The organism is Phytobacter diazotrophicus, assembly GCF_052061655.1.
GTDB classification, from domain to species: Bacteria; Pseudomonadota; Gammaproteobacteria; order Enterobacterales; family Enterobacteriaceae; genus Phytobacter; species Phytobacter diazotrophicus.
The window spans coordinates 5,627,672-5,649,712 of the sequence record NZ_CM125428.1; the positions used below are offsets into that span (position 1 = coordinate 5,627,672).

At 51.9% G+C, this 22,041-nt stretch carries 20 protein-coding genes; 17 read left to right on the forward strand and 3 right to left on the reverse strand.

Going from position 1 to position 22,041, the window contains the following annotated elements:
- Positions 1–4: 4 nt before the first annotated feature.
- The gene (gene rbsD, locus ACS0RQ_RS27220; protein ID WP_039079992.1) at positions 5–424 is read right to left on the reverse strand and encodes a D-ribose pyranase; all 420 of its coding nucleotides are present in this window, start codon (positions 422–424) and stop codon (positions 5–7) included.
- A gap of 202 nt (positions 425–626) precedes the next feature.
- The gene (kup, locus tag ACS0RQ_RS27225; RefSeq protein WP_193794759.1) at positions 627–2,495 is read right to left on the reverse strand and encodes a low affinity potassium transporter Kup; all 1,869 of its coding nucleotides are present in this window, start codon (positions 2,493–2,495) and stop codon (positions 627–629) included.
- Positions 2,496–2,717: 222 nt separating this feature from the next.
- On the opposite strand from kup, the gene ravA reads away from it, so the two are divergent.
- Entirely contained in the window at positions 2,718–4,214 is a 1,497-nt protein-coding gene (gene ravA / locus ACS0RQ_RS27230) for an ATPase RavA (protein WP_271849142.1), read from the forward strand.
- Positions 4,208–5,659 (forward strand): ATPase RavA stimulator ViaA, encoded by a 1,452-nt coding sequence (viaA, locus tag ACS0RQ_RS27235; RefSeq protein ID WP_271849143.1) that lies wholly within the window; start codon positions 4,208–4,210, stop codon positions 5,657–5,659. Before ravA ends, viaA begins: the two co-directional genes overlap by 7 nt.
- Here the strand turns inward: viaA and asnA are convergent, their stop codons facing one another.
- Positions 5,660–6,652: an aspartate--ammonia ligase gene (asnA, locus tag ACS0RQ_RS27240; RefSeq protein WP_271849144.1), complete on the reverse strand. Its 993-nt coding sequence runs from the start codon at positions 6,650–6,652 to the stop codon at positions 5,660–5,662.
- 150 nt (positions 6,653–6,802) lie between these two features.
- Here asnA and asnC point away from each other — a divergent pair, with 150 nt between their 5' ends.
- The 15 genes from asnC (at position 6,803) to glmS (ending at position 22,021) form a co-directional block, all read left to right on the forward strand.
- Positions 6,803–7,261 carry a transcriptional regulator AsnC gene (gene asnC / locus ACS0RQ_RS27245; RefSeq protein ID WP_039079997.1) on the forward strand — a complete coding sequence of 153 codons (459 nt, stop codon included), beginning with the start codon at positions 6,803–6,805 and terminating at the stop codon, positions 7,259–7,261.
- A 99-nt stretch (positions 7,262–7,360) separates the two neighbouring features.
- Positions 7,361–7,810, forward strand: coding sequence for an FMN-binding protein MioC (gene mioC / locus ACS0RQ_RS27250; RefSeq protein ID WP_271849145.1), 450 nt, complete (start codon positions 7,361–7,363; stop codon positions 7,808–7,810).
- Positions 7,811–8,183: 373 nt separating this feature from the next.
- Positions 8,184–10,073, forward strand: coding sequence for a tRNA uridine-5-carboxymethylaminomethyl(34) synthesis enzyme MnmG (gene mnmG / locus ACS0RQ_RS27255; protein WP_271849146.1), 1,890 nt, complete (start codon positions 8,184–8,186; stop codon positions 10,071–10,073).
- A gap of 111 nt (positions 10,074–10,184) precedes the next feature.
- Positions 10,185–10,808 (forward strand): 16S rRNA (guanine(527)-N(7))-methyltransferase RsmG, encoded by a 624-nt coding sequence (gene rsmG, locus ACS0RQ_RS27260; protein WP_271849147.1) that lies wholly within the window; start codon positions 10,185–10,187, stop codon positions 10,806–10,808.
- Between the two features lie 614 nt (positions 10,809–11,422).
- Positions 11,423–11,803, forward strand: coding sequence for a F0F1 ATP synthase subunit I (gene atpI, locus ACS0RQ_RS27265; RefSeq protein ID WP_271849256.1), 381 nt, complete (start codon positions 11,423–11,425; stop codon positions 11,801–11,803).
- An 8-nt stretch (positions 11,804–11,811) separates the two neighbouring features.
- Complete coding sequence (atpB, locus tag ACS0RQ_RS27270; protein ID WP_039080002.1) at positions 11,812–12,630, forward strand: F0F1 ATP synthase subunit A; 819 nt, start codon at positions 11,812–11,814, stop codon at positions 12,628–12,630.
- Between the two features lie 48 nt (positions 12,631–12,678).
- Positions 12,679–12,918, forward strand: coding sequence for a F0F1 ATP synthase subunit C (atpE, locus tag ACS0RQ_RS27275; RefSeq protein WP_004393045.1), 240 nt, complete (start codon positions 12,679–12,681; stop codon positions 12,916–12,918).
- Between the two features lie 59 nt (positions 12,919–12,977).
- Complete coding sequence (gene atpF, locus ACS0RQ_RS27280) at positions 12,978–13,448, forward strand: F0F1 ATP synthase subunit B (RefSeq protein ID WP_007369369.1); 471 nt, start codon at positions 12,978–12,980, stop codon at positions 13,446–13,448.
- Between the two features lie 14 nt (positions 13,449–13,462).
- On the forward strand, positions 13,463–13,996 hold the full coding sequence (gene atpH / locus ACS0RQ_RS27285) for a F0F1 ATP synthase subunit delta (protein WP_039080003.1): 534 nt from the start codon (positions 13,463–13,465) through the stop codon (positions 13,994–13,996).
- Positions 13,997–14,008: 12 nt separating this feature from the next.
- Positions 14,009–15,550, forward strand: coding sequence for a F0F1 ATP synthase subunit alpha (atpA, locus tag ACS0RQ_RS27290; protein WP_039080004.1), 1,542 nt, complete (start codon positions 14,009–14,011; stop codon positions 15,548–15,550).
- Between the two features lie 50 nt (positions 15,551–15,600).
- A complete protein-coding gene (atpG, locus tag ACS0RQ_RS27295; protein ID WP_039080005.1) occupies positions 15,601–16,464 on the forward strand; it encodes a F0F1 ATP synthase subunit gamma in 864 nt (287 codons plus the stop codon).
- Positions 16,465–16,495: 31 nt separating this feature from the next.
- Positions 16,496–17,878: a F0F1 ATP synthase subunit beta gene (gene atpD / locus ACS0RQ_RS27300; RefSeq protein WP_039080006.1), complete on the forward strand. Its 1,383-nt coding sequence runs from the start codon at positions 16,496–16,498 to the stop codon at positions 17,876–17,878.
- A 20-nt stretch (positions 17,879–17,898) separates the two neighbouring features.
- Positions 17,899–18,318 carry a F0F1 ATP synthase subunit epsilon gene (locus tag ACS0RQ_RS27305; RefSeq protein WP_039080007.1) on the forward strand — a complete coding sequence of 140 codons (420 nt, stop codon included), beginning with the start codon at positions 17,899–17,901 and terminating at the stop codon, positions 18,316–18,318.
- A gap of 331 nt (positions 18,319–18,649) precedes the next feature.
- Entirely contained in the window at positions 18,650–20,020 is a 1,371-nt protein-coding gene (gene glmU / locus ACS0RQ_RS27310; protein ID WP_271849148.1) for a bifunctional UDP-N-acetylglucosamine diphosphorylase/glucosamine-1-phosphate N-acetyltransferase GlmU, read from the forward strand.
- A gap of 171 nt (positions 20,021–20,191) precedes the next feature.
- Positions 20,192–22,021 (forward strand): glutamine--fructose-6-phosphate transaminase (isomerizing), encoded by a 1,830-nt coding sequence (gene glmS / locus ACS0RQ_RS27315; RefSeq protein ID WP_271849149.1) that lies wholly within the window; start codon positions 20,192–20,194, stop codon positions 22,019–22,021.
- Positions 22,022–22,041: the final 20 nt, after the last annotated feature.

The window sequence follows — 22,041 nt, forward strand, 5'->3', positions numbered from 1 at the left end:
GGCCTCAGAAGGTGACGCCAGCACAGAGAATGATATTCGCATACGGGGAACATTCCCCGCTGCGAATCACCGCCTGACTGTCCGCGGTGTGTTTTTTAAATTGTTCGTGTGAAACATAACGAACTTCTATGGTATTCCCCTGGTGTTGCTGCAGCTGCTCAATGTGATTGAGCAACGTTTCGTGGAGCTGTGGATTCTGCTGTTCGATTTCCGACGCGAGGATAGCTGCTTCAACCTGCATCTCGGCGGTGACCACCTCCAGTACCTGCATAAAGGACGGAACCCCCTGGGTTAATGCCATATCAATACGCGCGGTGCTTTTCGGCACAGGCAAGCCTGCATCACAAACCACCAGCGTATCGGTATGCCCAAGGCGGGAGATGACCGACGAGATTTCAGCGTTGAGAACAGTACCTTTTTTCATTTTATGCTCCATTAGCGAAACGTTTCGCTGATCTCAGTGTAGACCTGAGAATGTTCAGAAAACCACCATGGCATTACAGAAGTGTGATCGAAATCGAAACGTTTCGCGCGCGTTGCAGAAAGAAAACACAAGTAATCTTACTTATATAAAATTGCAGACGAGAAATAACAAAAACCCCTCACGAAGAGGGGTTTAAAAGGCGTTAAATTTCGACCTGTGTACCGAGTTCGATAACCCGGTTGGGTGGGATTTCAAACTGGTCCGGCGCACGCAGCGCATTGCGTTGCAACAGGAGGTATAACTTGCCACGCAGCCGTAGATACCAGGGCCGTTTACCCACAATCAGCGACTCATGAGACATAAAGAAGGATGTCTCCATCATGCGGCAACTGAGCCCTTCCAGGCCGCAGCGGTGGAACACCTCTTCCACATTTGGCGTTTCACGCCAGCCATAGCTGGCTACCACACGCCAGAACGTCGGCGAGAGTTGCTCAATCTGCACACGACGCACATTGTGCACATAGGGCGCATCTTCTGTACGTAGCGTCAGCAGGATCACACGTTCATGCAGTACTTTGTTATGTTTCAGGTTATGCAACATAGCAAACGGAATCACATTCAGCGCGCGGGACATATATACCGCCGTACCCGGAACTCGCACTGGCGGCGATTTTTCCAGCGAGGCAATCATCGCTTCCAGTGAGTTGCCGTGCTCATGCATGCGGCGCAGCAGGCGGAAACGCTCGCTCTTCCATGTGGTCATCACGATGAACATGACCAGACCTAAACTCAACGGTAACCAGCCACCGGATAGCAACTTATCGAGGTTAGCGGAGAAAAGCGGCACATCGATAAACAGGAACATCGTAAGCAACAGACCAACAACCATTTTGTTCCAGTGCCAGTTCTTGCGCGCCACGGTCATAGAAAGAATCGACGTCAGCACCATTGTACCTGTCACCGCAATACCATAAGCCGCCGCCAGATTACTGGAGTGTTCAAAACTCACAATCACGATAACAACCGCGAAGTAGAGCAGCCAGTTAATAAAGGGAATGTAGATCTGCCCGGATTCCATCTCCGACGTATGGATAATGCGCATTGGCGAGAGATAACCCAGACGCACTGCCTGACGCGTCAGAGAGAATACGCCCGAGATAACCGCCTGAGACGCAATGACCGTCGCCAGCGTCGCGATGATCAACATCGGAATCAGAGCCCATTCAGGAGCCAGCAGGAAGAACGGGTTTTTGATCGCTTCCGGGGTTTTCAGCAGCAACGCCCCCTGACCAAAGTAATTCAGCGCCAGTGATGGCAACACCACGATAAACCACGCAAGGCGAATGGGCAGCTTACCGAAATGGCCCATATCCGCATACAACGCCTCTACCCCGGTGATAGAAAGCACCACTGCGCCCAGCGCAACAAACGAGACGGCTTTGTATTGAAGGAAGAAATTGACCGCCCACGCCGGATTAAGCGCCTGCAGTACCTCAGGGTTGCTGATAATACCGCGCGCACCCAGCACCGCCAGAATCAAAAACCAGGCCAGCATGATGGGAGCAAAGAGTTTGCCCACCAGCCCTGTACCGTGCTTTTGGATCATAAACAGCAGCGTGAGCACCAAAATGGACAACGGAACAATCCACGTATCCAGCGATGGTGCGACGATTTCGAGCCCTTCTATAGCCGACATCACTGAGATGGCGGGTGTAATGACCACTTCACCATAGAAGAAACTGCCGCCAATAAGCCCCATGATAACAAGCACGGAGGTCATTCTGGCGGAGGTATTCCGTCCTGCCAGCGACATCAGCGTTAAGATCCCACCTTCACCCGCGTTATCTGCACGCATGACAAAAGTTAGGTATTTAACCGAGACGACCAGTATCAGCAGCCAGAAGATGAGCGACAAAAAGCCGAAGACGGCGTCGCGTTCAACCCCAAAACCAAATTGACCTGACAAACATTCACGAAGTGTATAAAGCGGGCTGGTGCCGATATCACCGTAGACAACCCCAATAGCCGCGAGTGTTATCGCGGGCAACGATTGCTTATTATCAGTGCTCATAGACTAATCTTTTGTTTGAATGACAAATGTGTGCTTAGTCCCTTGGCCCACAAAAAGCGCACAGTATGCACGATTATTTATGAAATCGTACCCCCTAATTGCGACCGTATTAACCTGGCGCAAAGAAAATGATGCCGTTGTTCAGTCTATTACAAGCCTTTATCGAAACGTCTATACTCGCAGTTGCAAGCCGGAATCGCGGCGAAAGGATGCAAATCAATTATGGCTCACTCACATTTATTAGCAGAAAGAATTTCCCGCTTAAGTAGCGCGCTGGAAAAAGGTCTTTTTGAGCGTAGCCACGCTATTCGCCTGTGCCTGCTGGCCGCGTTAAGTGGTGAAAGCGTCTTTCTGCTCGGCCCGCCGGGTATCGCCAAAAGCTTGATCGCCCGCCGCCTGAAATTCGCCTTTAAAAATGCCCGCGCTTTTGAATATCTGATGACCCGCTTCTCCACACCCGAAGAGGTGTTTGGTCCTCTTTCTATTCAGGCGCTGAAAGATGAAGGGCGTTATGAACGTTTAACACATGGCTATCTGCCGGAAGCGGAGATTGTGTTTCTGGACGAAATCTGGAAAGCCGGCCCGGCGATCCTGAATACGCTATTAACCGCCATTAACGAACGTCGCTTTCGCAACGGCGCGCTGGAAGAGAAAATTCCCATGCGCTTGCTGGTGGCAGCGTCTAACGAACTGCCCGAGGCTGACAGCAGCCTCGAAGCACTCTATGACCGCATGTTGATTCGCCTGTGGCTCGATAAAGTGCAGGATAAGAGTAACTTCCGCTCGATGCTTATCAGCCAGCAGGATGAAAGCGATAATCCGGTGCCAGCTGATCTGCAAATCAGCGATGAGGACTATGCGCGCTGGCAGCAGGACATCGTGCAGGTGAAGTTACCCGACGCCGTTTTTGAGCTGATTTTCATGCTACGCCAGCAGCTTGATAACTTACCTACTGCGCCTTATGTCTCTGACCGTCGCTGGAAAAAGGCCATTCGCCTGCTTCAGGCCAGCGCCTTTTTCAGCGGACGCGATGCGGTGGCCCCTGTGGATTTGATCTTGCTGAAAGACTGCCTGTGGCATGACGCTGAAAGCATGCGTCTGATGCAAAATCAGTTGGAAATATTGATGACCGGGCACGCGTGGCAGCAGCAATCCATGCTGACGCAACTGGGCGCGATTGCGCAGCGTAACATCCAGCTCCAGCAGCAGCACAGCGACAAAACGGCCCTCAAAGTTTCGCGCCAGGGCGGTATGTTCAGCCGTCGTCCGCATTACGATTTGCCGGAAGATCTGCAAGACAGCACGCTGACATTGTTGCTCCAGCAACCGTTAAAATTGCATGACATGCAGGTCATTCATGTGACTATCGAACGCGCCGCGCTGGCCCAGTGGCTGGCAAAAGGCGGAGAGATCCGAGGCAAACTTAACGGCATTGGCTTCGCGCAGATCCTTAACCTTGAAGTCGACACCAGTTTGCATCTGTTGATCCGCGATATCAGCCTGCAGGGTTCCCGTCTTGCTTTACCAGGTGGAACGGCAACCCATGTGCCGGAAGAAATAAAGCAGCAACTGGAAGCGCTCGACACACTCTGGCACCAGCAGCACACGCGTTTTAGCGAACAGCAAAAATGTTTGTTTATCCCCGGCGACTGGCTGGGTCGTATTGAAGCCAGCCTGCAGGATGTTCGCGCGCAGATACAACAGGCGCTTCAATGCTGACACTGGATACGCTTAATGCCCTGCTGGCCATCAGTGAAGAGACGATAGTAGAAGAGCTTATCGTCGCCTTACTGGCCTCTCCTCAGTTGGCTATTTTTTTCGAGAAATTCCCCAAACTCAGGCACGTCATTACCGAAGATGTCCCCCGCTGGCGCGAAGCGCTGAAAAATCACCTGAAAGAGACACAGGTGCCGCCAGAACTTGCCGAAGAAGTGCTCTGCTATCAGCAGAGTCAGTTGCTTTCCACTTCACAGTTCGTCGTTCAGTTGCCGCAAATCCTGACGCTTCTGGATAAGCTTCGCTCGCCGTTTGCCGCTCAGGCAAACGCAATGGTGAAGGACAACCCGACCTTTACCCCGGCGTTACAAACGCTTTTCTTACAGCGCTGGCGGTTAAGCCTGGTGGTACAGACAACCGCGTTTAATCAGCAACTCCTGGAAGAGGAACGCGAGCAGTTACTCAGTGAAGTACAGGAACGCATGACCCTAAGCGGCCAGCTTGAACCGGTGCTGATTGAAAACGAAAATGCCGCCGGGCGGTTATGGGATATGAGCGCCGGGCAAATTAAGCGCGGCGATTACCGACTTATCGTGCAATACGGTGACTTCCTGACCGAGCAGCCGGAACTCAAGCAACTGGCGGAACAACTTGGGCGTTCCCGCGAGGCAAAATCCGTTCCGCGCAAAGATGCCCCCATGGAAACCTTCCGTATGCTGGTGCGCGAACCCTCTACCGTGCCGGAGCAGGTTGACGGGCTGCATCAAAGCGACGATATCCTGCGTCTGTTGCCGCCTGAACTGGCGACGCTGGGTATCACCGAACTGGAATATGAGTTCTACCGTCGGCTGGTAGAAAAACAACTGCTGACCTACCGCCTGCATGGCGATGCCTGGCGGGAAAGAGAGGTTGAGCGCCCGGTTATTCATCAGGATTTCGATGAACAGCCGCGCGGGCCGTTCATTGTATGTGTGGACACATCCGGTTCGATGGGCGGGTTCAATGAACAGTGCGCAAAAGCCTTCTGCCTGGCGCTGATGCGCGTGGCGCTGGCAGACAAACGACGCTGCTTTATTATGCTGTTTTCCAGCGAGGTCGTGCGTTACGAGCTGACCTGCCAGCAAGGGCTGGAGCATGCTATCCGCTTTCTGAGCCAGCGTTTTCGCGGCGGTACAGATTTAGCGAGCTGTTTTCGCGCCATTATTGAACGCATGCAGGGCGGGGAGTGGTATGACGCCGACGCGGTGGTTATCTCTGACTTTATCGCCCAGCGCCTGCCAGACGATGTGATAAGCAAGGTTAAGGAACTACAGGCTGTACACCAGCACCGTTTTCACGCCGTTGCGATGTCAGCACACGGAAAACCCGGCATCATGCGCATCTTCGATCATATCTGGCGCTTTGATACCGGGATGAGAAGCCGTCTGCTCAGGCGCTGGCGCCGCTAATTACAGCAACGCGTCGACGGTCTCGCGAACCTGTGCAGGCCATACGCCACACTGAACCTGGCCGATGTGCGGCAGTTGCAGTAGCAGCATCGTCAAACGAGACTGGCCAATACCACCACCGATCGTTTGCGGCATCTCACCGCGCAACAACGCCTGGTGCCAGTCGAGACGCAGACGATCTTCATCACCCGTGATGTTAAGCTGACGCTTCAGTGCATCAGCATCTACGCGGATCCCCATAGAAGAGAGCTCAAGCGCATCTTCCAGTACCGGGTTCCATACCAGAATATCACCGTTCAGGCCGTGCAAACCTGTCTCACCGGGCGTACTCCAGTCGTCGTAATCTGGTGCACGGACATCGTGTCGCTGGCCATCGCTGAGTTTCCCGCCAATCCCCATCAGAAAGACTGCGCCCAGATCTTTGGTTATTGCGCGTTCACGCCCTTTTGCATCCAGCCCCGGATAACGGCTCAGCAGCTCTTCGCTGTGCACGAAGTGGATCTGAGCTGGCAGGAAGGGCGTCAGACCAAACTCTTTGCTCACTGCCGCTTCGGTTGCTTTGATCCCGGCATAGATGGCTTCAACCGTTGATCTCAGCGTGCCGGTGTGGCGTTCGCCATCACCCAGTACGCGTTCCCAGTCCCATTGATCAACATAAACAGAATGGATTGGGGAGAGGCGGTCTTCATCCGGACGCAGGGCTTTCATGTGCGTGTATAGCCCTTCGCCAGCGCTGAAATCATGTTGTCCCAGCGTCTGACGTTTCCATTTGGCCAGCGAGTGGACAACTTCAAATTGCGCATCCGGCAGGTTTTTGACTTTTACCTGTACCGCTTTTTCACAGCCCGACAGGTTATCCTGAGTCCCATCTCCTACACGGCTTAGAATCGGTGCCTGAACTTCAATTAGCCCCAATTTTTCTTCAAGCTGGCGGGAAAAATGCGACTTCACGAATACGATCTGACGTTGTTTGCTGATGTAAGCGGATTTCATTTTTTAACTCCTTTGTTCTGTTGCAAACGATTAAGCAACAAAATCTCGCCTTTATTCAATAATCAACAACAAAAAAGCCGGACAGGGTTTTGATTCGTTAAAATGAGCCGCTAAAATAGGCAGAATGTTTATTCATCATAAGAAAAACCTATGGAAAATTATCAGATCGACAATCTGGACCGAGGCATCCTTGACGCCTTAATGGCGAATGCGCGTACTGCTTACGCTGAGCTTGCCAAGCAATTCGGTGTAAGCCCAGGGACAATTCACGTTCGCGTAGAGAAAATGAAGCAGGCGGGGATTATTACCGGCGCGCGAATTGACGTCAGCCCCAAACAATTAGGTTATGACGTCTGCTGCTTTATCGGCATTATCCTTAAAAGCGCAAAAGACTACCCCTCCGCGCTGGCGCGCCTGGAAAGCCTGGAAGAGGTGACAGAAGCCTACTACACCACTGGCCACTACAGCATTTTTATTAAGGTTATGTGTCGCTCGATCGATGCTCTGCAACAGGTGCTTATCAACAAGATCCAAACAATTGATGAAATCCAGTCCACTGAAACGCTGATCTCTTTGCAAAACCCCATCATGCGTACGATCCGCCCGTAACAGGGCGTTTTACCCCACCGTTAATACCCATATTGTCCACAGGTAGATCCCAGCCCATTCACAGCGTACAATACGCAGTTCATAACCGGAGTGGACCTGATGGCAGATATTACGCTTATTAGTGGCAGCACCCTGGGTGGCGCAGAATATGTAGCGGAACACCTGGCGGAAAAACTGGAAGAAGCAGGCTTTACAACCGAAACCCTGCACGGCCCGTTACTGGAAGATCTGCCGCAGGCAGGAACCTGGCTGGTGGTGAGTTCTACCCATGGCGCAGGCGATCTGCCGGATAACATCCAGCCGTTTTATGAGGATCTTAATGAACAAAAACCTGACCTTTCTGCCGTACGCTTTGGCGCGATTGGCATCGGCAGCCGCGAATACGACACCTTTTGCGGTGCGATTGAAAAACTCGAGGTTTCATTGAAAGCCTGTGGGGCAAAACAGTTAGGTGAAACAGCGAAGATCAACATCCTTGATCATGACATTCCTGAAGATCCGGCTGAAATTTGGCTCGGATCCTGGATTAATTTACTCAATATCGATTAAAGATCGCGCGATCGAGTGTGGATAACTATGCTTAAAAGCGTTGATCAACCGGTAGTTATCCAAAGTATAACCATCGCTTAGTTTTTGAGTTGTGTATAACTACCCATTCTGATCCCAGCTTATACTGACCAGGATCACCGATCATTCACAGCTAATGATCCAGGCTAACATCATGATCTTCATATCAGGATCCGGGTTATCCACAAGACAAGGCGATCCTAATAAGAGATCACAGTAAAACAGATCTCTCTATATAAAGATCTTCTTTTTAATACCCGGGATCCTGATGCTTTCTCACTGAGCTAAAGTTGAGTAGAATCCACGGCCCAGGCATCAATCCACTTTCTAACCGCTTTACGCGAGGCAATACACCATGTTTTATCCGGATCCTTTTGACGTCATCATCATTGGCGGGGGTCATGCAGGCACTGAGGCCGCGATGGCCGCAGCGCGTATGGGTCAACAGACTCTGCTTTTGACACACAATATCGACACGCTGGGGCAAATGAGTTGCAACCCGGCCATTGGCGGTATTGGGAAAGGACACCTGGTAAAAGAAGTGGATGCACTCGGCGGTCTGATGGCAAAAGCGATCGATCAGGCGGGTATCCAGTTTAGGATACTAAACGGCAGTAAAGGCCCGGCAGTTCGTGCGACCCGAGCACAGGCAGATCGCGTACTTTACCGTCAGGCTGTGCGTACCGCGCTGGAAAACCAGCCGAATTTGATGATCTTTCAGCAGGCGGTAGAAGATCTGATTGTGGAAAACGATCGCGTGGTGGGGGCAGTCACGCAAATGGGCCTGAAATTCCGCGCTAAAGCGGTTGTTTTGACCGTCGGGACATTCCTTGACGGCAAAATTCACATCGGGCTGGATAACTACAGCGGTGGCCGTGCAGGCGATCCGCCGTCCATTCCCCTTTCTCGTCGTCTGCGTGAACTACCGCTGCGCGTAAGCCGCCTGAAAACCGGTACGCCGCCGCGCATTGACGCTCGTACCATTGATTTCAGTGTCCTGGCGCAGCAGCACGGCGACAATCCGATGCCGGTCTTCTCGTTTATGGGCAATGCCGCGCAACACCCGCGTCAGGTGCCGTGCTACATCACCCACACCAACGAGAAAACCCATGAGGTTATTCGCAATAACCTCGATCGCAGCCCGATGTACGCTGGCGTGATCGAAGGGATCGGGCCACGCTACTGCCCGTCGATCGAAGATAAAGTGATGCGCTTTGCCGATCGCAACCAGCACCAGATCTTCCTGGAGCCGGAAGGGCTGACGTCTAACGAACTTTACCCGAACGGTATCTCCACCAGTCTGCCGTTCGACGTACAGATGAAAATCGTCCGCTCGATGCAGGGGATGGAAAACGCCAAAATCGTTCGCCCTGGCTATGCCATTGAGTACGATTTCTTCGATCCGCGTGACCTGAAACCGACCCTGGAGAGTAAATATATTCATGGGCTGTTCTTTGCTGGTCAAATCAACGGCACCACTGGTTACGAAGAGGCTGCGGCCCAGGGGCTGTTGGCTGGTTTGAACGCTGCACGCTTCTCTGCCGAGAAAGAAGGCTGGGCACCGGCACGTTCGCAGGCTTATCTGGGCGTATTGGTTGACGATCTTTGCACACTGGGTACCAAAGAACCGTACCGCATGTTCACCTCCCGTGCCGAATATCGCCTGATGCTGCGTGAAGATAACGCCGATCTGCGTCTGACCGAAATCGGCCGTGAGCTTGGCCTCGTGGACGACGAACGCTGGGCGCGCTACAACGAGAAACTCGAAAATATCGAACGTGAACGTCAGCGTCTGAAATCTATCTGGGTGAACCCAACCTCGGAAGCTGCGCCGGAAGTGAATAAAAACCTGACGGCACCGCTGTCTCGTGAAGCCAGCGGTGAAGATCTGTTGCGTCGCCCGGAAATGACTTACGACCAACTGGTACAACTGGCACCGTTCGTTCCAGGTCTGAGCGACGAACAGGCGGCTGAGCAGGTTGAGATTCAGGTGAAGTACGAGGGCTATATCGCGCGTCAGCAGGATGAAATTGAAAAACAGCAGCGTAACGAGAATACGCTGTTACCTGCATCGCTGGATTACCGTCAGGTCAGCGGCCTGTCGAATGAAGTGATCGCGAAACTAAACGATCACAAACCGGCCTCCATCGGACAGGCATCGCGTATTTCCGGGATCACACCTGCCGCGATCTCCATTCTGCTGGTCTGGTTGAAAAAACAGGGTATGCTGCGCCGTAGCGCCTGATACTCTTCATGAAACATGTGCTGGCAGAGAGTGCGTTGCCTGTCAGCACAACAGATTTAAAGCCCGGTAAGCGTTAACGCCACCGGGTATATTTTTCAGACAGGTAATCACGTGCTCAATAAACTTTCTCGTCTGCTCGATGAAGCAGGTATTTCGCTCACCGATCACCAGAAAAACCAGCTGGTAGCCTATGTCGAAATGCTCCACAAATGGAACAAAGCCTACAACCTGACCTCCGTACGTGACCCGAACGAGATGCTGATTCGCCATATCCTCGATAGCATCGTGGTTGCGCCGCACTTGCAGGGTGAGCAGTTTATCGATGTCGGAACGGGGCCAGGTCTGCCGGGGATCCCGTTATCTATTGTTCTTCCTGATGCACACTTCACCCTGTTGGATAGCCTGGGTAAACGTGTCCGTTTTCTGCGCCAGGTTCAGCATGAGCTTCATCTGACGAACATCACTCCCGTACAGAGTCGTGTCGAAGATTTTCCGGCCGAGCCGCCTTTTGATGGCGTCATCAGCCGGGCATTCGCATCATTGAATGACATGGTGAACTGGTGCCAGCATCTGCCAGGAGCACAAGGCAAGTTCTATGCGCTTAAGGGTTTGATTCCAAATGATGAAATTGACACACTGCCTGCTCAGTTTTCAGTAGAATCTATCGTCAAATTAGACGTGCCTCACCTTGAGGGTGACCGACATCTCGTGGTCATTAAGGCAAACAAAATTTAATTTTTATCAAAAAATGTAGAATTCGTGCTGTTTTCTGAATGTTAAAAAACGGCGTAAAAAACAGTGATACGTTCGGTTACATTTAACGCATATTTCACTTCGTTTTTTCTAAGTTTTAACGCCGTAATTTTGCTTAACCATGAAAATAGTCAACAGCGAAAATATCAGTCTGCTAAAAATCGACGGTTGCACGTATTGATGAATGTTAAATGATTATTATAAATGTCAATGAAAGGTTTTTATTGTATACCGAGCTGTTTTAAAAAGAGTTGTCAGTAATCATCTGTAATATCAAAAAGATGAAAAGGCGCAAATTCCCGATGACAATATTTTGGCGAGTGCATAAATGTTTAATTTGTGATCTGGTGCACGCTTTAGCAACAGGTGTTTCGCGTTATTCAACATTGTGCATGATGGTTCACAGTTTCGCTAAAAGTTGGAAAATAGCCCTCGAGAAAATTATTTAAACATTTATTCACCTTTTCGCTACTTATTGTTTGAAATCACGAGGCCGCACCGTATAATTTGACCGCTTTTTGATGCTTGACTCCGGGCCTTAAAGAACGTTTTATACGACACGCGGCCTACCTCGAAGTGAGCAGGAGTTAAAAGTGATGTCTGTGTCGCTCTTGGGTCGAAATGTTGCTCTCAGGCTTCTGCTTATTCAGTTTCTGGCGGTAATAGCAAGCGGATTGCTGTTTAGCCTCAAAGACCCCTTCTGGGGCACTTCCGCCGTGTGCGGTGGTATGGCAGTCTTTCTGCCGAATATGTTGTTTATGATTTTTGCCTGGCGTCATCAGGCGCATACACCAGCCAGAGGCCGAGTGGCCTGGTCCTTCGCCTTCGGCGAAGTGTTCAAGGTGTTAGCAACATTCGTGTTGCTGGTGGTGGCGCTGGCAGTTTTAAAGGCGGTGTTTTTACCGCTGATAGTCACGTGGGTTTCGGTGCTGGTTGTTCAGATACTGGCACCCGCTGTAATTAACAACAAAGGGTAAGAGGCATCATGTCTGCAGGAGAAATCTCAACACCGCAGGAGTACATAGGCCACCATCTGAATAACCTTCAGATTGACCTTCGTACGCTTTCGCTGGTGGATCCGCATAACCCCCCGGCCACCTTCTGGACTCTCAACATTGACTCCATGTTTTTCTCGGTGGTTCTGGGTCTGTTGTTCCTGGTGATGTTCCGTAGCGTAGCCAAAAAGGCCACCAGCGGCGTCCCGGGGAAATTCCAGACCGCGATTGAGCTGGTTATTGGTTTTGTCCACGGTAGCGTGAAAGACATGTACCATGGCAAAAGCAAGCTTATCGCGCCACTGGCCCTGACGATTTTCGTCTGGGTATTCCTGATGAACCTGATGGATTTGCTGCCTATCGACCTGCTGCCGTACATTGCTGAGCATGTACTGGGTCTGCCTGCGCTGCGCGTGGTGCCGTCTGCGGACGTGAACATCACCCTGTCGATGGCGTTGGGCGTATTTATCCTGATTCTGTTCTACAGCATCAAAATGAAAGGCCTGGGTGGTTTTGCTAAAGAGCTGACACTCCAGCCGTTCAACCACCCGGTGTTTATCCCGGTCAACCTTATCCTGGAAGGTGTTAGCCTGCTGTCCAAACCGGTTTCTCTCGGTCTGCGACTGTTCGGCAACATGTATGCCGGTGAGTTGATTTTCATTCTGATTGCTGGTCTGTTGCCGTGGTGGTCACAGTGGATCCTGAATGTGCCATGGGCCATTTTCCACATCCTGATTATTACGCTGCAAGCCTTCATTTTCATGGTTCTGACGATCGTCTATCTGTCGATGGCGTCTGAAGAGCATTGATTTTTAACAACACTACTACGTTTTAACTGAAACAATCTGGAGACTGTCATGGAAAACCTGAATATGGATCTGCTGTACATGGCTGCCGCTATTATGATGGGTCTGGCGGCAATCGGTGCTGCGATCGGTATCGGCATCCTCGGGGGTAAATTCCTGGAAGGCGCAGCGCGTCAACCTGATCTGATTCCTCTTCTGCGTACTCAGTTCTTTATCGTTATGGGTCTGGTGGACGCAATCCCGATGATCGCTGTAGGTCTGGGTCTGTACGTGATGTTTGCTGTCGCGTAGTAAGGGTTGCTTTTTACAGCAAGTATTTAGAACGTTAACCAGATAAGAGGCATTGTGCTGTGAATCTAAACGCAACAATCCTCGGCCAGGCCATCGCGTTTGTCCTGTTCGTTCTGTTCTGCATGAAGTATGTATGGCCGCCATTAATGGCAGCCATTGAAAAACGTCAGAAAGAAATCGCTGACGGTTTGGCTTCTGCGGAACGAGCTAAGAAGGATTTGGACCTTGCACAGGCCAATGCGACCGACCAGCTGAAAAAAGCGAAAGCAGAAGCTCAGGTCATCATTGAGCAGGCGAACAAACGCCGTGCTCAGATCCTGGACGAAGCGAAAGCAGAAGCCGAGCAGGAACGTAACAAAATCGTGGCGCAGGCTCAGGCGGAAATTGACGCCGAGCGTAAACGTGCTCGCGAAGAGCTGCGTAAACAAGTGGCTCTGCTGGCTGTTGCTGGCGCCGAGAAGATCATCGAGCGTTCCGTGGATGAAGCTGCTAACAGCGACATCGTGAATAAACTGGTCGCTGAACTGTAAGGAGGGAGGGGCCGATGTCTGAATTTGTAACGGTAGCTCGCCCCTACGCCAAAGCAGCTTTTGACTTTGCTGTCGAACACCAGGGTGTTGATCGCTGGCAGGATATGCTGGCGTTCGCGGCCGAGGTGACGAAAAACGAACATATGGCAGAGCTTCTCTCCGGTGCTATTGCGCCGGAAACGCTTGCCGAGTCGTTTATCGCAGTCTGTGGGGAGCAACTTGACGACAACGGTCAGAACCTGATTCGGGTGATGGCTGAAAATGGTCGTCTTAAAGTGCTTCCTGATGTTCTTGAGCAGTTTGTTCAATTGCGTGCAGCCAGCGAGGCTATCGCAGAAGTCGAAGTGACCTCTGCGACCGCACTGAGTGAAGAACAGCTTTCGAAAATCAGCGCCGCGATGGAAAAACGTCTGTCACGCAAAGTTAAGCTGAATTGCAAAATCGATAAGTCTGTAATGGCAGGTGTTATCATCCGTGCGGGTGATATGGTCATTGATGGTAGCGTACGCGGCCGTCTTGAACGCCTCGCAGACGTCTTGCAGTCTTAAGGGGACTGGAGCATGCAACTGAATTCCACCGAAATCAGCGAACTGATCAAGCAGCGCATTGCTCAGTTCAGTGTTGTGAGTGAAGCTCACAACGAAGGTACTATTGTTTCTGTAAGTGACGGTGTTATCCGCATTCACGGCCTGGCCGATTGTATGCAGGGTGAGATGATTTCCCTGCCGGGTAACCGTTACGCTATCGCACTGAACCTGGAGCGCGACTCCGTGGGTGCAGTTGTGATGGGTCCGTATGCTGACCTCGCCGAAGGCATGAAGGTTAAATGTACGGGTCGTATCCTGGAAGTTCCGGTTGGTCGTGGTCTGCTGGGCCGCGTTGTGAACACCCTGGGTGCGCCGATTGATGGTAAAGGTCCGCTGGAGCACGACGGCTTCTCCGCTGTTGAAGCTATCGCACCGGGCGTTATCGAACGTCAGTCCGTCGATCAGCCGGTACAGACCGGCTATAAATCCGTTGACGCCATGATTCCAATCGGTCGTGGTCAGCGTGAATTGATCATCGGTGACCGTCAGACTGGTAAAACCGCTCTGGCAATCGACGCCATCATCAACCAACGTGATTCCGGCATCAAGTGCGTCTACGTGGCCATCGGCCAGAAAGCGTCCACCATTTCTAACGTGGTACGTAAACTGGAAGAACACGGCGCGCTGGCTAACACCATCGTTGTGGTTGCAACCGCATCTGAATCTGCCGCACTGCAATACCTGGCTCCGTATGCAGGCTGCGCAATGGGCGAATACTTCCGTGACCGCGGTGAAGATGCACTGATCATTTATGATGACCTGTCTAAACAGGCCGTTGCTTACCGTCAGATTTCCCTGCTGCTCCGTCGTCCGCCAGGACGTGAAGCATTCCCGGGCGACGTATTCTACCTCCACTCTCGTCTGCTGGAGCGTGCTGCGCGTGTTAACGCCGAATACGTTGAAGCCTTCACCAAAGGTGAAGTGACTGGGAAAACCGGCTCTCTGACCGCTCTGCCGATTATCGAAACGCAGGCGGGTGACGTTTCCGCGTTCGTTCCGACCAACGTAATTTCGATTACCGATGGTCAGATCTTCCTGGAAACCAACCTGTTTAACGCCGGTATTCGTCCTGCGGTTAACCCGGGTATCTCCGTATCCCGTGTTGGTGGCGCAGCGCAAACCAAGATCATGAAGAAACTGTCCGGTGGTATCCGTACCGCGCTGGCGCAGTATCGTGAACTGGCAGCGTTCTCCCAGTTTGCATCTGACCTTGACGATGCAACCCGTAAACAGCTTGACCACGGTCAGAAAGTGACCGAACTGCTGAAACAGAAACAGTATGCGCCGATGTCCGTTGCGCAGCAGTCTCTGGTTCTGTTCGCAGCAGAACGTGGTTATCTGGCGGATGTAGAACTGGCGAAAATCGGTAGCTTCGAAGCCGCTCTGCTGGCTTACGTTGACCGTGACCACGCTCCGTTGATGCAAGAGATCAACCAGTCCGGTGGCTATAACGACGAAATCGAAGGCAAGCTGAAAGGCATCCTCGATTCCTTCAAAGCAACCCAGTCCTGGTAACGTCTGGTGGCCTGCCTTAGGGCAGGCCGCAAGGCATTGAGGAGAAGCTCATGGCCGGCGCAAAAGAGATACGTAGTAAGATCGCAAGCGTCCAGAACACGCAAAAGATCACTAAAGCGATGGAAATGGTCGCCGCTTCCAAAATGCGTAAATCGCAGGATCGCATGGCGGCCAGCCGTCCTTATGCAGATACCATGCGCAAAGTGATTGGTCACCTTGCGAATGGTAATCTGGAATATAAGCACCCTTACCTGGAAGAACGCGACGTTAAGCGCGTGGGCTACCTGGTGGTGTCGACCGACCGTGGTCTGTGTGGCGGCTTGAACATTAACCTGTTCAAGAAAGTACTGGCGGATATGAAAGCATGGTCCGATAAAGGCGTTCAGAGCGACCTCGCTATGATCGGCTCGAAAGGCGTGTCTTTCTTTAATTCCGTTGGTGGCAACGTTGTCGCCCAGGTGACCGGTATGGGTGATAACCCATCTCTGTCCGAACTGATCGGCTCGGTTAAAGTGATGTTGCAGGCCTACGACGAAGGTCGTCTGGACAAGCTTTATATTGTCAGCAACAAATTTATCAACACCATGTCTCAGGTTCCAACCATTACTCAACTGCTGCCATTACCGGCAGAAGAAGATGAAGAGTTGAAGCGTAAATCCTGGGATTATCTGTATGAACCTGATCCGAAGGCGCTGCTGGATACGCTCCTGCGTCGTTATGTGGAATCTCAGGTTTATCAGGGTGTTGTTGAAAACCTGGCCAGCGAGCAGGCCGCACGTATGGTGGCGATGAAAGCCGCGACCGATAATGGCGGCAGCCTGATTAAAGAGCTGCAGTTGGTTTACAACAAAGCTCGTCAGGCCAGCATTACTCAGGAACTCACCGAGATCGTCTCGGGGGCCGCCGCGGTTTAACCAGGTTTACGAATTTCGTAGAGGATTCAAGATGGCTACTGGAAAAATTATCCAGGTAATCGGCGCCGTGGTGGACGTCGAGTTCCCTCAGGATGCCGTACCACGAGTGTACGATGCACTTGAGGTAAAGAATGGTGAAGAGCGTCTGGTGCTGGAAGTTCAGCAGCAGCTCGGCGGTGGCGTAGTACGTACCATCGCAATGGGTTCTTCTGATGGTCTGCGTCGTGGTCTGGAAGTAACAGACCTGGCTCACCCGATCGAAGTCCCGGTAGGTAAAGCAACACTGGGTCGTATCATGAACGTACTGGGCGAACCAGTAGACATGAAAGGCGACATCGGTGAAGAAGAGCGTTGGGCGATCCACCGTGCAGCACCTTCCTACGAAGAGTTGTCAAACTCTCAGGAACTGCTGGAAACCGGTATCAAAGTAATCGACCTGATGTGTCCGTTCGCTAAGGGCGGTAAAGTGGGTCTGTTCGGTGGTGCGGGTGTAGGTAAAACCGTAAACATGATGGAGCTGATCCGTAACATCGCGATCGAGCACTCCGGTTACTCCGTATTTGCGGGCGTAGGTGAACGTACTCGTGAGGGTAACGACTTCTACCACGAAATGACCGACTCCAACGTTATCGACAAAGTATCCCTGGTGTATGGCCAGATGAACGAGCCGCCGGGAAACCGTCTGCGCGTTGCACTGACCGGTCTGACCATGGCAGAGAAATTCCGTGACGAAGGTCGTGACGTACTGTTGTTCGTCGACAACATCTATCGTTACACCCTGGCCGGTACAGAAGTATCTGCACTGCTGGGTCGTATGCCTTCAGCGGTAGGTTATCAGCCGACTCTGGCGGAAGAGATGGGTGTTCTGCAAGAACGTATCACCTCCACCAAAACCGGTTCTATCACCTCCGTACAGGCGGTATACGTACCTGCGGATGACTTGACTGACCCGTCACCAGCCACCACCTTTGCTCACTTAGATGCAACCGTGGTACTGAGCCGTCAGATCGCGTCTCTGGGTATTTACCCGGCCGTTGACCCGCTGGACTCCACCAGCCGTCAGCTGGATCCTCTGGTTGTTGGTCAGGAGCACTACGACACTGCGCGTGGCGTTCAGTCTATCCTGCAGCGTTACCAGGAACTGAAAGACATCATCGCCATCCTGGGTATGGATGAGCTGTCAGAAGAAGACAAACTGGTGGTAGCACGTGCGCGTAAGATTCAGCGCTTCCTGTCCCAGCCGTTCTTCGTGGCAGAAGTATTTACCGGTTCTCCGGGCAAATACGTCTCCCTGAAAGACACCATCCGTGGCTTTAAAGGCATCATGGAAGGCGAATACGATCACCTGCCGGAGCAGGCGTTCTACATGGTCGGTTCCATTGACGAAGCCGTGGAAAAAGCCAAAAAACTTTAACGCCTTAATCGGAGGGTGATATGGCAATGACTTACCACCTGGACGTCGTCAGTGCAGAGCAACAAATGTTCTCTGGTCTGGTCGAGAAAATCCAGGTAACGGGTAGCGAAGGTGAGCTGGGTATTTACCCTGGTCACGCGCCGCTGCTCACCGCCATTAAGCCTGGTATGATCCGCATCGTGAAACAGCACGGTCATGAAGAGTTTATCTATCTGTCCGGCGGCATTCTTGAAGTGCAGCCTGGCAACGTGACCGTACTGGCTGATACCGCTATTCGTGGCCAGGATCTCGACGAAGCGCGAGCACTGGAATCGAAACGTAAAGCCGAAGAGCACATTAAGAGCTCGCACGGCGACGTGGATTACGCTCAGGCGTCTGCCGAACTGGCGAAAGCTATTGCGAAACTGCGCGTTATCGAGTTGACCAAAAAAGCGATGTAACACCGGCTTAAAGTCAAAAAGCCAGTCTGATTATCAGGCTGGCTTTTTTTATGGGCAAATTCTGTACTTTTATTGGATACATGAATGTTTTGCTCAGGACTTTATTCATGGCTAAAAAAAATAGCAAAAACATTGCCCTGCTCACGATACCCGTGCAGGAAGCACCATTTTTGAATATAAAGTACCATGTAAAAGCCAAAAAAATGCCCTAAATTACGATCTGGTAAGGCAGGTTGTGCATTTTACTTTCTTGCCATTTTGCGTTGAAAAAAATGTAGAATTTTCAAGGTGAAACAGTAAAACTTCCACTCAAATTAAAGTCAGGACGCGTATGTTGAACACGAAAATGAGTGTGGTGATCCTTGCCGCTGGCAAAGGCACACGCATGTATTCCGATCTTCCGAAAGTGCTGCATACCCTTGCAGGGAAAGCGATGGTTCAGCATGTCATTGATGTGGCGAATAATCTAGGCGCCGATCATGTACACCTTGTCTATGGGCACGGCGGCGATCTGTTAAAACAAACGCTGCCTGACGAAAAACTTAACTGGGTGTTACAGGCTGAACAACTGGGCACCGGGCATGCAATGCAGCAGGCTGCGCCATTCTTCGCCGACGACGAAGATATCCTGATGCTGTATGGCGATGTGCCGCTGATATCGATCGATACTCTTACCCGTCTGCGTGAAGCGAAACCGCAAGGTGGTATTGGCCTGCTCACCGTGAAGCTGGATGATCCAAGTGGATACGGCCGTATCACGCGTGAGAACGGTAAAGTAACCGGCATTGTTGAACATAAAGATGCGACTGAGCCGCAGCGCCAGATTCAGGAAATCAATACCGGTATTTTGATAGCTAACGGCGGCGATATGAAACGCTGGCTGAGTCAGCTCACCAATAATAATGCGCAGGGTGAATATTACATCACCGATATTATTGCTCTTGCTTATAAGGAAGGCCATGAAATTGCAGCCGTCCATCCGCAGCGCCTGAGCGAAGTGGAAGGCGTGAACAACCGCCTCCAGCTCTCCCGCCTCGAACGCGTCTATCAAACTGAACAGGCTGAAAGATTACTTCTTGCAGGCGTGATGCTGCGCGACCCGGCCCGCTTCGATCTGCGTGGAACGCTGACGCATGGGCGGGATGTTGAGATTGATGCTAACGTGATTATTGAAGGCGACGTCAAACTAGGCAACCGCGTGAAAATTGGCGCAGGCTGTGTCATCAAAAATAGCGTCATTGGCGATGGCTGTGAAATCAGTCCTTACAGCGTGCTGGAAGATGCCACGCTTGAAGCCGCCTGTACAATTGGCCCGTTTGCCCGCCTGCGTCCGGGGGCTGAATTGCAGGAAGGCGCGCATGTAGGCAACTTCGTTGAGATGAAAAAAGCGCGTCTGGGCAAAGGCTCGAAAGCGGGTCATCTGACTTACCTTGGCGACGCGGAAATTGGCGACAACGTCAATATCGGCGCGGGAACCATCACCTGCAACTATGATGGCGCCAATAAACACAAGACCGTTATTGGTGATGATGTGTTTGTTGGATCTGATACCCAACTGGTGGCGCCAGTGAGCGTGGGTAAAGGGGCAACCATTGCGGCAGGTACGACGGTTACCCGCAATGTCGCCGATAACGAACTGGTCTTAACCCGTGTGCCGCAGGTCCATAAAAAGGGTTGGCAGCGTCCGGTGAAGAAAAAGTAATTTTCATGCCGGAGTAATCCGGCAACCAGGGATGAGGGGATAACATAATCCCCCACCCGACAAGCAGTACCATAAAAATAACCCCACTCTCTACAAGGCTCGGGGCGCCCGTAAAGGGCAAACAGGTCAGCGACAACGCATGGCACAATGCCATAATCAGGAAATCTAACTATGTGTGGAATTGTTGGCGCAGTTGCGCAGCGTGATATTGCTGAAATCCTTCTGGAAGGCTTACGTCGTCTGGAATACCGTGGTTATGACTCTGCCGGTCTGGCAGTAGTTGATGCACAAGGTCATATGACCCGTCTGCGTCGTCTCGGTAAAGTACAGATGCTGGCTCAGGCCGCGGAAGAGCATCCGTTACACGGTGGTACCGGTATTGCTCACACCCGTTGGGCGACCCACGGGGAACCTTCTGAAGGCAACGCACACCCGCATGTGTCTGAACACATCGTCGTAGTACACAACGGCATTATCGAAAACCACGAACCGCTGCGCGAAGAACTGAAAGCGCGTGGCTACACTTTTGTGTCTGAGACCGATACAGAAGTGATTGCTCACTTAGTGCACTGGGAGCTGGCGAAAGGCGGTACGCTGCGTGATGCTGTTCTGCGTACTATTCCGCAACTGCGTGGCGCGTACGGCACGGTTATCATGGATTCCCGCGATCCGAGTACACTGCTGGCAGCTCGTTCTGGTAGCCCGATGGTTATCGGTCTGGGCATGGGTGAAAACTTTATCGCGTCCGATCAACTGGCTCTATTGCCGGTAACCCGTCGCTTTATCTTCCTTGAAGAGGGAGATATCGCTGAGGTAACACGTCGCAGCGTGACGGTATTTGATAAAACGGGCGAGCTGGTTAAGCGCCAGGAGATTGAATCCAATCTGCAATATGACGCAGGCGACAAAGGCGCTTACCGTCACTATATGCAGAAAGAGATCTATGAGCAGCCGAATGCGATTAAAAACACCCTGACCGGGCGTATCAGCCACGGTGAAGTGGATTTAAGCGAGCTGGGCTCCCATGCGAATGATCTGCTGAGTAAGATTGAGCATATTCAGATCATTGCCTGCGGTACCTCATACAACTCCGGTATGGTTTCTCGTTACTGGTTTGAATCGCTGGCCGGTGTACCCTGTGATGTAGAAATCGCCTCCGAATTCCGTTACCGCAAATCTGCCGTGCGTCGTAATAGTCTGATGATTACGCTCTCTCAGTCTGGTGAAACGGCAGACACCCTGGCGGGGCTGCGTTTGTCTAAAGAGCTTGGCTATCTGGGCTCGCTGGCTATCTGTAACGTTCCTGGCTCCTCGCTGGTACGTGAATCCGATCTGGCCATCATGACGAATGCGGGTACGGAAATTGGCGTGGCGTCCACCAAAGCCTTCACGACTCAGCTAACGGTTCTGTTGATGCTGGTGGCGAAACTGAGCCGTCTGAAAGGGCTGGATGCCTCAATCGAACATAGCATTGTCCATGGCCTGCAGACGCTGCCGAGCCGCATTGAACAGATGCTGTCTCAGGATAAACGTATCGCGCAACTGGCCGAGGACTTCTCTGACAAGCATCACGCGTTGTTCCTGGGGCGTGGCGATCAATACCCGATTGCCCTGGAAGGCGCGCTTAAGCTCAAAGAGATTTCCTACATCCATGCAGAGGCCTATGCCGCCGGTGAACTGAAACACGGCCCACTGGCCCTGATTGACGATGATATGCCGGTTATCGTTATTGCGCCGAACAATGAACTGTTGGAAAAATTGAAATCCAACATTGAAGAGGTTCGCGCGCGCGGCGGTGTACTGTATGTCTTTGCCGACCAGGATGCCGGGTTTGTAGGCAGCGACACTATGCATATCATTGATATGCCGCACGTTGATGAAGTTATCGCTCCTATCTTCTACACTGTTCCGTTGCAATTGCTGGCCTATCACGTGGCGCTGATTAAAGGCACCGACGTGGATCAGCCGCGTAATCTGGCAAAATCAGTCACTGTGGAATAAAAGCGTAACCACGTCATAAC